This window comes from Flavobacterium sp. YO64, assembly GCF_004119505.1.
GTDB lineage: Bacteria > Bacteroidota > Bacteroidia > Flavobacteriales > Flavobacteriaceae > Flavobacterium > Flavobacterium oncorhynchi.
Genome location: NZ_NRQV01000004.1, coordinates 110,794 through 122,819 on the forward strand (window position 1 = coordinate 110,794; position 12,026 = coordinate 122,819).

At 35.0% G+C, this 12,026-nt stretch carries 9 protein-coding genes; 7 read left to right on the top strand and 2 right to left on the bottom strand.

What is annotated here, in order from left to right:
• The first annotated feature begins 30 nt into the window (after positions 1 to 30).
• From porV to BOW57_RS04285, 5 genes are all read left to right on the top strand, one after another.
• Positions 31 to 1,239: a type IX secretion system outer membrane channel protein PorV gene (porV, locus tag BOW57_RS04265; protein WP_129053152.1), complete on the top strand. Its 1,209-nt coding sequence runs from the start codon at positions 31 to 33 to the stop codon at positions 1,237 to 1,239.
• Positions 1,240 to 1,317: 78 nt separating this feature from the next.
• Positions 1,318 to 1,800 (top strand): cytidine deaminase, encoded by a 483-nt coding sequence (gene cdd, locus BOW57_RS04270; RefSeq protein ID WP_089052630.1) that lies wholly within the window; start codon positions 1,318 to 1,320, stop codon positions 1,798 to 1,800.
• A 158-nt stretch (positions 1,801 to 1,958) separates the two neighbouring features.
• A complete protein-coding gene (gene pdhA, locus BOW57_RS04275) occupies positions 1,959 to 2,957 on the top strand; it encodes a pyruvate dehydrogenase (acetyl-transferring) E1 component subunit alpha (RefSeq protein ID WP_089052629.1) in 999 nt (332 codons plus the stop codon).
• Between the two features lie 4 nt (positions 2,958 to 2,961).
• Positions 2,962 to 4,602, top strand: coding sequence for a pyruvate dehydrogenase complex dihydrolipoamide acetyltransferase (locus BOW57_RS04280; RefSeq protein ID WP_129053153.1), 1,641 nt, complete (start codon positions 2,962 to 2,964; stop codon positions 4,600 to 4,602).
• Between the two features lie 137 nt (positions 4,603 to 4,739).
• Positions 4,740 to 6,587 carry a hydrolase/aminopeptidase gene (locus BOW57_RS04285; RefSeq protein WP_129053154.1) on the top strand — a complete coding sequence of 616 codons (1,848 nt, stop codon included), beginning with the start codon at positions 4,740 to 4,742 and terminating at the stop codon, positions 6,585 to 6,587.
• Between the two features lie 75 nt (positions 6,588 to 6,662).
• Here BOW57_RS04285 and BOW57_RS04290 read toward each other — a convergent pair whose 3' ends face one another.
• A complete protein-coding gene (locus BOW57_RS04290) occupies positions 6,663 to 7,907 on the bottom strand; it encodes a glycosyltransferase (protein WP_129053217.1) in 1,245 nt (414 codons plus the stop codon).
• 113 nt (positions 7,908 to 8,020) lie between these two features.
• Here BOW57_RS04290 and BOW57_RS04295 point away from each other — a divergent pair, with 113 nt between their 5' ends.
• Together BOW57_RS04295 and BOW57_RS04300 are read left to right on the top strand one after the other, a co-directional pair.
• On the top strand, positions 8,021 to 8,602 hold the full coding sequence (locus tag BOW57_RS04295) for a tRNA-(ms[2]io[6]A)-hydroxylase (RefSeq protein ID WP_089057510.1): 582 nt from the start codon (positions 8,021 to 8,023) through the stop codon (positions 8,600 to 8,602).
• A 49-nt stretch (positions 8,603 to 8,651) separates the two neighbouring features.
• On the top strand, positions 8,652 to 11,414 hold the full coding sequence (locus tag BOW57_RS04300; protein WP_129053155.1) for an AsmA-like C-terminal region-containing protein: 2,763 nt from the start codon (positions 8,652 to 8,654) through the stop codon (positions 11,412 to 11,414).
• Between the two features lie 338 nt (positions 11,415 to 11,752).
• Here the strand turns inward: BOW57_RS04300 and rpmA are convergent, their stop codons facing one another.
• On the bottom strand, positions 11,753 to 12,013 hold the full coding sequence (gene rpmA, locus BOW57_RS04305; protein ID WP_017497241.1) for a 50S ribosomal protein L27: 261 nt from the start codon (positions 12,011 to 12,013) through the stop codon (positions 11,753 to 11,755).
• Between the last annotated feature and the right edge of the window lie 13 nt (positions 12,014 to 12,026).

Genomic DNA, 12,026 nt, shown 5'->3' on the forward strand with positions numbered 1-12,026 from the left:
TTTGTAACATAAATACCTTTATCCCCACAAATGAAAAAAATATCGTTTTTATTAATTTCTTTATTAATTATTTCATTCGCAAAAGCCCAAAATATTGAACGTCCCATTACAACAGGAGTACCCTTTTTATTAGTCGCTGCAGACGCGAGAGCTGCCGGTCTTGCCGATCAAGGTGTTGCTACTTCTTCAGATGTTTTTTCTCAACAATGGAATCCCGCTAAATATGCTTTTTCAGAAGATGCACAAGGTTTATCAATCAGCTACACACCTTATTTAACAGATCTAGCCAATGACATTTCACTTGGACAATTAACTTATTACAACAAAATAAACGAACGAAGTGCTTTTGCAGGAAGCCTTAGATATTTTGGTTTTGGAGGAATTGAACTAAGAGAAACTGGAGATCCAAGTGAACCTACCAGAGAAGTAAGCCCAAATGAACTTGCATTTGACGGTTCTTACTCATTAAAATTAAGCGAAAAATTCTCGATGGCTGTTGCGGCACGTTTTATTAGCTCAAACCTAAAAATTCCGTCTGGAGAAGTCGATGCTTCTGCCGCTAGATCATTTGCTGTAGACGTAGCTGGTTTTTATCAATCAGAAGAAATTGCATACCGTGATTTTAACGGAAGATGGAGAGCAGGTTTCAATGTTCAAAATTTAGGTCAAAAAATAAGCTATGACAACGACGATTTAAGCTCAAACTTTTTACCTGCAAATTTAAGAGTCGGTGGTGGATTTGATTTTATTTTTGATGATTATAACAAATTAGCAGTTTCTGTAGAGTTGACAAAACTTTTAGTCCCTACACCTCCTGGACTAGGAACACCTGTGGACACAAATGGCGACGGCGATTTTACAGATCCTGAAGATATCTCACAAGAAGAAGCAAATTCTATAAACTATAAAAACTACAAAGATACAGGCTGGGTATCAGGAATATTCAAATCATTTGGAGATGCACCGGGAGGCTTCAGTGAAGAGATAAAAGAAATAACCTACAGCGTTGCTGCAGAATATATGTATCAAGATGCCTTTGCTATGCGTTTAGGTTATTACCACGAAAGCCCAATGAAAGGAGCAAAACAGTTCTTTTCTTTAGGAGCCGGATTTAAATACAACATCATGAAAGTTGACGTGTCTTATTTATTCTCATCATCAAATGTTAAAAATCCTTTAGAAAATACACTTCGCTTTTCTTTAACCTTTAACTTTGGAGACAAATACGAAGTATATTAAAAAGATCAAATAAAAAACAATCACAAATCCAAATTTCTAAAAACTTAGAAATTTGGATTTTTTTTCCCATAAAAAGAAATGAAAGAAATAAGCATTACATCATCATTTACAGTTTATGAATCTATAAAAGAAGTTTCAGAAGAAATTCAGGATTTAATGACACAGGCCGTAGAAATTCGTAAAAAAGCATATGCTCCCTATTCTCAATTTAGAGTTGGAGCCGCTTTACTTTTAGACAATGGAAAAATAGTTTTAGGCTCAAATCAAGAAAATGCTGCCTATCCATCAGGATTATGTGCCGAAAGAGTTGCTATTTTTCACGCAGGAAGTATATATCCAGAAGCCAAAATTTTAAAAATAGCTATTACAGCAGCTTCAGACACCAATCAAACCAAAGCACCGATTCCGCCTTGTGGATCATGCCGTCAGTCAATTGCAGAATACGAAATCAAACAAGATACCCCTATTGAAATCTATTTTATGGGCGAAATTGGCGAAGTTTATAAATCAGCATCCCTAAAAAATTTACTCCCTTTTATGTTTGATAAAAAGTTCTTGTAAAAAAAAGCCAAAAAGTGCCTTTTAAATTTTACTTCTTAATAGGAATGTCTTATTTTTGCATCCCGACCTTTCGGGCGCAAATTTGTGGGAGGAAACTATTTTGCGTTATAGGCAACAATTGATAACACAAACAAACTTTAGCAAAAGAAAGAATTCAGATGAAAGAAGTTACAAAAGAAGTATATTTAAAGTGGTACGAAGACATGCTGCTTTGGAGAAAGTTTGAAGACAAACTTGCAGCATTATACATTCAACAAAAAGTTAGAGGTTTTTTACACCTATATAATGGTCAAGAAGCTGTATTAGCAGGTGCATTGCACGCTATGGACTTGACTAAAGACAAAATGATTACTGCATACAGAAACCACGTTCAGCCAATTGGTATGGGAGTTGATCCTAGAAACGTAATGGCAGAACTTTTAGGAAAAGCAACAGGTACCTCTAAAGGCATGGGAGGTTCTATGCACATTTTCTCTAAAGAGCACCGTTTTTACGGAGGGCACGGAATCGTAGGTGGACAAATTCCTGTGGGAGCTGGTTTAGCTTTCGCTGATAAATATTTCAACACTGGCGGTGTTACCATGACTTATTTTGGTGACGGAGCTGCTAGACAAGGTTCATTACACGAAGCTTTCAACATGGCTATGCTATGGAAATTACCAGTTGTATTTATCGTTGAAAACAACGGTTATGCAATGGGAACTTCTGTTGAAAGAACTGCAAACCATACTGACATCTGGAAACTTGGTTTAGGTTACGAAATGCCATGCGGACCTGTTGACGGAATGAATCCTGTAAAAGTTGCTGAAGCAATGACTGAAGCAATTGACAGAGCTCGTCGTGGAGACGGACCAACTTTCCTTGAAATGAAAACGTACCGTTACAGAGGACACTCTATGTCTGATGCACAATTATACCGTTCTAAAGAAGAGGTTGAAGAGTACAAAAAAATCGACCCAATTACACAAGTTCTTGATGTAATCTTGGATCAAAAATATGCTACCGAAGAAGAAATTGAAGTAATTGACCAAAGAGTTAAAGACTTGGTTGAAGAATGTCAGAAATTTGCTGAAGAATCTCCATATCCAGATTTACAACAATTATACGACGTAGTATACGCACAAGAAGACTATCCATTTACACCTCATAAACTATAACATCATGGCGATTAAAGTAACTATGCCTCGTTTGAGCGATACTATGACGGAAGGAACGGTAGCAACTTGGCTTAAAAAAGTAGGCGACAAAATCAGCGAAGGAGATATTCTTGCTGAAATTGAAACAGACAAAGCAACAATGGAGTTCGAATCTTTTAACGAAGGAACTCTTTTACATATTGGAATTCAAGCTGGAGAAACTGCTCCTGTTGATTCATTATTAGCAATCATTGGTAACGAAGGAGAAGATATTTCTGCTCTTTTAGCTGGTGGTGACGCTCCTGCTGCCGAAGCTCCTAAAGCGGATGCTCCTGCTGCTGAAGCAAAAACTGAAACTGCTCCTGCAAAAGCTGCAACTGAATTACCAAAAGGTGTTATTGTTGTAACTATGCCTCGTTTGAGCGACACTATGACCGAAGGTACAGTAGCAACTTGGTTGAAAAAAGTTGGCGACACTGTAGCTGAAGGTGATATTTTAGCAGAAATTGAAACAGACAAAGCTACTATGGAGTTTGAGTCTTTCAATGCTGGAACATTATTATACATCGGAATTCAAGAAGGAAACACTGCTCCTGTTGACAGCTTACTAGCGATCATTGGACCTGCTGGAACTGATATTTCTGGAATTGCCGACAATTATACTGCTGGAGGCGCTACAACTGCAAGTGCTCCTGCTGCAGAAGAAACAAAAGCTGCTCCTGCTGCTGCTCAAGCAACTGAAACTGTTGCTGAAACTTCAAACGGAGGAAGAATTTTAGCTTCACCTTTAGCTAAGAAAATTGCTTCTGACAAAGGAATTCAATTAAGCCAAGTTAAAGGATCTGGAGAAAATGGACGTATCGTAAAAAGCGATATCGAAAACTTCACTCCATCTACACAAGCACAACCTGCTGCTTCAGCACCAGCTGCTAAACAAGAAGCATCTGCTCCTGCCGCACCAAAAGTATTTGTACCTGCTGGTGAAGTTTACACAGAAGAGATTAAAAACTCTCAAATGCGTAAAATTATTGCAAAACGTCTTGCAGAATCTTTATTTACAGCTCCTCACTATAACTTAGTGATCGAAGTAAGCATGGACGAAGCAATGGGCGCAAGAGCTACAATCAATACTGTTCCTGATACAAAAGTATCTTTCAACGATATGGTAATTAAAGCTTGTGCTTTAGCATTGAAAAAACACCCAAAAATCAACTCTCAGTGGAAAGAAGATGCAATCATCATCAACCACCACGTAAATATTGGTGTAGCTGTAGCTGTTGAAGACGGATTAGTAGTTCCTGTATTACGATTTACTGACGCTATGAGTTTATCTCAAATTGGTGCTTCAGTAAGAGATCTTGCAGGAAGAGCTAAAAACAAAAAACTTGGACCACAAGAAATGGAAGGAAGTACTTTTACAGTATCTAACCTTGGAATGTTTGGTATTACTGAATTCAATTCAATTATCAACCAGCCAAACTCTGCTATCCTTTCTGTAGGTGCAATTGTTGAGAAACCAGTAGTTAAAAACGGTCAAATCGTAGTTGGAAATACAATGATGTTATCATTAGCTTGTGACCACAGAACAATTGACGGTGCAACTGGCGCTCAGTTCTTACAAACATTAAAACAATACATCGAAAGCCCAGTTACAATGTTGGCATAATTTCAATGTTTATCCTGAGCGAAGCCAAAGGGTCAACCTGAGCCAAGTCGAAGGTTATATTTAATAAAATCCCGTTTTGTTTATTCAAAACGGGATTTTTTGTTTAATTTTCGCCCACAAATTCAATACTTGATAAAATGAAAAAACTAATCCTTGTAACTTTATTCCTAGCAGCAATCGCCTGTCAGAAAAAGGACCAAACAGAAAAACCAGCAGTCGCTACAGACGAACACAGCTATTCTAAACCAGAACTTGCTGTAGTTAAACATCTAGATCTTGACATAAAAGTTGATTTTGACACACAGACTATTTCTGGAAAAGCATCTTGGCTAATTGACAACATCAGTAAAGGAAACGAGATTATTTTCGACGAAAACACTTTAAATATTACCAAAGTAACTTTAGGTGATGATGAAAAAGAAACAAAGTTTGAACTTGGAAAAGACACTGAATTTCACGGAAAACCACTTCATATTACAATAGAACCAAATACAACCAAAGTAAACATCTACTACAACACCACTAAAGATGCAGTAGCTTTACAATGGTTAAAACCAGAACAAACGGCTGACAAAAAGAAACCTTTTCTTTTCTCTCAAGGAGAAAGCGTTTGGTCACGTACTTGGATACCTTGTCAGGATTCACCAGGAATTCGTTTTACTTACAATGCAAAAGTTACAGTTCCTAAAGATTTACTAGCCATAATGAGCGCTGTAAATCCGCAGAAGAAAAATAATACTGGAGTTTATACTTTTAAACAAGACAAAGCAATTCCATCTTATTTAATGGCAATTGCAGTTGGAGATATTGAATTTCAATCAATCGACAACAGAACTGGCGTTTATGCAGAGCCATCAATGCTGAAAAAATCGGCTTGGGAATTTGCTGAGCTTGGAAAAATGGTCGTTGCTGCCGAAAAACTTTATGGTCCATATCGTTGGGGACGTTATGACGTTTTGGTTTTACCGCCAAGTTTCCCTTATGGCGGAATGGAAAACCCTAACTTAACATTCTTAACTCCGGGAGTTATTGCAGGAGATCGCTCATTGACAAGCTTATTAGCACATGAATTAGGACACAGCTGGAGCGGAAATTTAGTTACAAATGCAACTTGGGATGATATTTGGTTAAACGAAGGTTTCACAACCTATGTCGAACACCGAATTGGCGAAGCAATTTTTGGTCAAAAAGAATTTGAAATGCAAAACGTTATCATTCGTAAAGAATTAGTTGATAATGTAGCTGAATATGGCGATACAAATCCTGACACTAGATTAAAAGTGAGCCTTACAGGAAGAAACCCTGATGATGGAATCAGCATGATTCCTTATGTAAAAGGATATGCATTTTTGAAAGTAATTGAAAACGCTGTAGGACGCGAAAAATTTGATGTTTTTATCAAAAACTATTTTGATGCGCACGCTTTCAAATCAATCACTACAGATGATTTTATCAAATATTTTAACGAAAACCTTATTAAAGGCGACAAAGCTCTTGCTGATAAAATAAAACTGGAAGATTGGATTTTCAAACCTGGAATTCCATCAAATATAACTCCTGTAAGCTCTGCCGATTTTGACGCTATTGATAAAATCCAAAAAAGCTGGAGAGAAACCGGCGTAAAAGGTTTAAGCGAAAAAATTAAAACAACTACAGAAAAACAACATTTTATAGATCATCTTCCAACAGATATTACACCAAAAGAAATGGAAGAACTTGATAAGGAATTCAACTTTACAAAAGGTGGAAATTTCATCATCAAACGTCAATGGTTTGTTCAGGCAATTCGTCATCAGTACAAAGCTGCTAATCCCGCTATAGAGCAGTTTTTAATTGGAAGCAGCAGAACTGGATCTGTAATGATGCTTTATAAAGAAATGGTAAAATCACCAGAAGGAAAAGTTTGGGCAAACCAAATTTTCAACAAAGCAAAATCTGGTTATCATGCCACAACTATTCAAGACATTAAAGGCACTTTAAAATAGTTTTCAATTTACGTTAAAACTCAAAAATCCCAATTACAATTGTAATTGGGATTTTTTTTTCTTTAAAACTAATATTTAGTTTTTATTCTTAGCCTCAATCCATTTCGACATGTACATTGTACTTCTGTATGCATGATGCTGCAATAAATTCCCCATAAAATTATGCAGACGATGCTCATCAGAATTCATCAATAATAAATTTACCTTTATCATTAATTCATCGGCATAATTATCTTTCTGATAACATTCATTTATAATCACAATACCATTTTTTTGAGATTGTAACCAAAGATTTTCGTCTTGATAAAGTGCGATAGCTTTTTTCGTAAATTCCTGCGGATCATCCTCTATAAATCCATTCCAATTTAATACTCCGCTCATTGCTTCTGCACCAATAGTTGTAGTTACACTCGGAGTTCCGCACTGCATAGCTTCCAACAACTTTCCTTTTAAACCAGCACCAAAACGAATTGGCGCCAAAACTACTCTTGATTTTTTTACAACTTCATTAGCATCTACAGCCCTTCCCATAATAAAAAAACCATTCTTAGGCTGATGCAATTGCAATACTTTCTGTGAAGGATAAGCACCGTAAACCTCTAAAACTGCCTCTGGAAAATCCTTTTTTAACAAAGGCCAAATAGATTCTTTTAAATATTGAACTGTATTCCAATTTGGTTCATGAAGAAAATTTCCAATAAAAACAAAATTCTTTCGATCTTCAAAAGAAGGTAATCTCAACAAACTTTCTTCAGTCATTTCATCAACTAAAAATGGCAGATAGAACAACAAACTTGGACTGATTTTAAAAACATCTTTTAAAATATCCATTTCAAACTGTGAGATCATCAAAGAAAAATCACATCTTAAAATACTCGCGATTTCCCGTTTTGCGACTTCTTCAGACAACAAATCAGTAAGCTGAAAAACTCTATTTTCCTTAAATGCCTTTTGCCTTGCTGTTCTTAAGCAATGTAAATCTTCTGTATCTAATAATCGAATTGCATTAGGGCAATTTTCCGTTACGCGCCAGCCAAACTGTTCCTCAATCATAAAACGATCAAACAAAACCACATCTGGATTTAATTCAATTATAAAGTCATCAAAAGTTGAACTATTTAATTCGATACTCTTTTTTTCGACACCAAACTCAGACAAGTCAACCATATATTCGCTGTCTAAAGCTGGGCTTGCAAATGTAATTTGATATCCATTTGCAATAAAAACAGAAATCAACTGCATCATCCTCCCGCCCGCAGCAGAAGAATTTGGCTCAGGCCAGACAAATCCAATTATTAAAAGTTTTTTTATCTGATTCATCATTTTTTTTCAACTTACAAAATAATGCTTTTTTGAGCGTATTTGAACGATATTTGCTGACTTTTCGTCATAAAAAACACTAATTTTGCAAGAACTAAAAATGCAAGGAAATTATGTTGGGATTAAAATTAGCTACAGACCCGCGCTGGGTAAATATTGTGGAGTCGAATATTGAAGAAATTTTGACAGATCACGCCTGGTGCGAACAAAAAGCCGCTTCGAATGCAATAAGTATTGTTACTTATAATTCTGAATTAGAAGAATTGGTAACCGAAATGCTCATAATTGCACGCGAAGAGTTGGAACACTTACAAATGGTACATGATGTTATAAAAAAACGCGGACTTACTTTAGGACGTGAACGCAAAGACCACTATGTAAATGAGCTGTTTAAATTCATGAAAAAAGACGGAAGCAGACGTGATGCACTATGTGACCGTTTATTATTCTCAGCAATGATTGAAGCCCGAAGCTGTGAACGCTTTAAAGTTCTTTCGGAAAATATTAAAGATGAAGAATTAGCCAAATTTTATCGTGATTTAATGATTTCTGAAGCAGGACATTATACTACTTTTTTAGGATTTGCAAGAAAATACCAAGACAATATTGACATCGATAAACGATGGAAAGAATGGATTGAATATGAAGGTTCTATTATTACCAATTATGGTAAAAAAGAAACTGTACACGGATAAATAAACTCTTTTTTTGACATTATTATTTTACTAAATACCACAAATTACTATGCAAAAAAGTAAATCCAGATCGATCGTATTTAAAATTGCCAAGTATTTAGGGATAACTTTCGCCGTTATTATAGGATTGTTATTTTTAACACCTATTGTTTTTGAAGATCAAATTAAAGATCAAATCAAAAAAATTGCCAACGAAAGACTAAGCGCCGAACTCAATTATTCTGATGTTTCGGTTTCTTTTTTTCGTCATTTCCCATCTCTTACATTAACCCTAGACAATTTAAGTCTTAACGGTTCAGCTCCATACACAAACGAAAAGTTTATTACTGCCAAAGAAGTTTCTTTTGGAATAAATGTTGCCAGTTTAATTTTTAGCAAATCTGTAAAAATTGATCAGATTTACCTATCGGATTCCTTTATAAATGTAAAAGTAAACCCAAGTGGAGAAGCAAATTACAACATTTACAAATCACAGGCCGCAGCCACAGAAGATAAAGACAGCACAGAAACTGCCTTGAAATTGGAACGAATTGAAATACTAAACAGTAAGATTATTTACGACGATCAATCAACAAAGATTCACTTCGACGCTTTTGGATTTAATTACTTAGGAAAAGGAGATTTAAATAAAGCTGTTTTTGATTTATACTCAAAAGCTAAAATTGAAAAATTAAATATCGTTTACGAAAATGAACCTTATTTAATGAATAAAAAAGTCAATGCTGATCTAATTACAAAAGTCAACATTAACTCCTTATCGTTCTTCTTTCAACAGAATAACTTAAAAATAAACCAGCTTTTAATTGATTTCAAAGGGAAATTTGATTTCTTAAAAGACGGCTACAATATGGATTTTGTAATAAAATCTGACAACAGCGATTTGCACGATGTTTTCACTGCTTTTCCACCTAAATACATTACTTGGCTGTCGAAAACCGAAATAAAAGGAAACACCAATTTACTTCTAACTTTAAAAGGAGATTATATTGCATCAAAAAACATAGCTCCTGATCTAAATCTAGACTTAAAAATAGACAGCGGATTTGTGAATTACAACAAAAGTCCTTTTCCTGTTTCAAATTTAAACTTAGATGTAAAAACAAAAGTTCCGTCTTTAAACCCTGATCTTTTAACGGTTGACGCAAAGAATTTATCTCTAAACATGAATAAAGATTATTTGAAATCTAAATTCTATGTAGAAGGCATAAACACTCCTGAAATCAATGCTGATTTTAAATCTAAAATTGATCTTGAAAAGCTGACAAAAGCACTTGGAATTCCAAAAATCGAATTAAAAGGAGCTTTAACAAGTGATATAAAAGCCAATGGTAAATTTGATTTAAAAAACAAACTTCTGCCTGTTACTAACGGAACTATTGATTTGGAAAACGGATATTTAAAAACACCTTATTATCCAAATCCAATTACTAATATCACGATAAAATCTAAAATCGATAATCCAAAGGGAACTTTTGGTGACTTAAGTATTAAACTAAAACCAGCTCAATTTACTTTTGAGGGAAAACCCGTTTTTGTTGAAGCAGATTTAAGCAATTTTGATGATTTAGCTTACGACATCAAAGCAAAGGGCGAACTTGATGTGAACAAAATATATAAGGTTTTCTCGCAAAAAGGTCTTGACCTTGACGGTTTCGTAAAAGCTGACGTGGTGTTGAAAGGAAAACAAAGCGATGCCGAAAAAGGAAATTACAGCAAACTATACAACAAAGGAACACTGGAACTAAGAAACATCGGAATTACATCTGAATACCTGCCTAAAAAATTCATTATTAAAGAAGGAATTTTCAAAATCAATCAGGACAAAATGTCTTTCAACAACTTTTTGGCAGCTTATGGCCAATCTGATTTTAAAATGAATGGATATTTGCAAAATGTTTTTAACTATGTAACAACCAATACTGGTGTATTAAAAGGCAAATTTAAAGCTACTTCGCGATACATTAATGTTGATGAATTTATGTCGAACACAAGTGCAGAAACCTCTGTAACACAAAATTCATCGCCAAAAACAGAAACAAAACAAGCAGAAAATGCACAAACTGGCGTTATCATAATTCCAACAAATTTGAATTTACAGTTTAACGCTGTCGCTCAAAAAGTAAGTTTTGACAAACTTAAACTTCAAAATGCAGTTGGTAATTTAAGCATGAACAAAGGAAAATTAACAATGCAGAATACCGGCTTTAACCTAATTGGCTGTAATGTTTCTATGAATGCAAATTACCAAGCTGTGACGCCTCAAAAAGCCAATTTTGATTACGCTATAAAAGCATCAGACTTTGACATTAAAAGAGCTTATAACGAAATTGAGGTTTTTAGAAAAATGGCAAGTGCTGCTGAGAAAGCTCAAGGTATTGTGTCTTTAGATTATCAACTAAAAGGGCGTTTAAATGGTAAAATGGAACCTGTTTACCCATCACTTTCTGGAGGCGGAATTCTTTCTGTTAAAGATGTAAAAGTAAGAGGTCTAAAAATGTTCACCGCCGTTAGCAAGGAAACAAGTACAGAAGCTATTAAAAATCCTGATCTTTCTAAAGTCGACATTAAGACCACGATTAAAAACAACATTATGACTGTTGAACGCTTTAAATTTAAATTTGCCGGTTTCAGACCAAGAATTGAAGGCACAACAAGTCTAGACGGAAAACTGAATTTAAAAATGCGTTTAGGCTTGCCTCCATTTGGAATATTTGGTATTCCACTTACAGTTACCGGAACTCAAGACAATCCAAAAATAAAAGTTGGAAGAAAATCTCAAGATTTAGAAGAAACTAAAGACACGGAAGAATAGAAGGATTAAATTTCAATCTCACCAATATTAGCCTTTGTCAAAATTTTAAACTTTGACAAAGGTTTTTTTATTTATCTGAAATTTAATCCAAATCTTGTCATTTCAACCGGAGGGAGAAATCTCACCAGAAACTCCGCAATCAAAACGTCAAATCTTTCTCGATCTACCAGTGTGATTTCTCCCTCCGGTTGAAATGACAAAAAAAATGGACCAAATAAAACAAAGCCACAAAACAAAGTAAACATAAATCCTCTTACACAACTTATATGGTAAAACTTATATAAAACAAAAAACCCGATCTTTTCAGAACGGGTTTTTTATAAATAGCAATCTAATGATTATGCTTCGAATGGAAGGATAGATACATAAGATTTATTATCTTTTTTCTTTTGGAACTTAACAACTCCTGCTACTCTTGCGTGTAGTGTGTGATCTTTACTGATGTAAACATTTTCACCTGGATTGTGTTTTGAACCTCTTTGTCTAACGATGATGTTCCCAGCAATAGCAGCTTGACCACCAAAAATCTTAACGCCTAAACGTTTTGATTCTGATTCTCTACCATTCTTCGAACTACCGACACCTTTCTTGTGAGCCATGACGTATGAGTTT

What these genes read in the sequence shown, in the direction of transcription:
- porV (WP_129053152.1), top strand. Translation starts at nt 31, where the DNA reads ATGAAAAAAATATCGTTTTTATTAATTTCTTTATTAATTATTTCATTC.
- cdd (WP_089052630.1), top strand. Translation starts at nt 1,318, where the DNA reads ATGAAAGAAATAAGCATTACATCATCATTTACAGTTTATGAATCTATA.
- pdhA (WP_089052629.1), top strand. Translation starts at nt 1,959, where the DNA reads ATGAAAGAAGTTACAAAAGAAGTATATTTAAAGTGGTACGAAGACATG.
- BOW57_RS04280 (WP_129053153.1), top strand. Translation starts at nt 2,962, where the DNA reads ATGGCGATTAAAGTAACTATGCCTCGTTTGAGCGATACTATGACGGAA.
- BOW57_RS04285 (WP_129053154.1), top strand. Translation starts at nt 4,740, where the DNA reads ATGAAAAAACTAATCCTTGTAACTTTATTCCTAGCAGCAATCGCCTGT.
- BOW57_RS04290 (WP_129053217.1), bottom strand. Translation starts at nt 7,907, where the DNA reads ATGAATCAGATAAAAAAACTTTTAATAATTGGATTTGTCTGGCCTGAG.
- BOW57_RS04295 (WP_089057510.1), top strand. Translation starts at nt 8,021, where the DNA reads ATGTTGGGATTAAAATTAGCTACAGACCCGCGCTGGGTAAATATTGTG.
- BOW57_RS04300 (WP_129053155.1), top strand. Translation starts at nt 8,652, where the DNA reads ATGCAAAAAAGTAAATCCAGATCGATCGTATTTAAAATTGCCAAGTAT.
- rpmA (WP_017497241.1), bottom strand. Translation starts at nt 12,013, where the DNA reads ATGGCTCACAAGAAAGGTGTCGGTAGTTCGAAGAATGGTAGAGAATCA.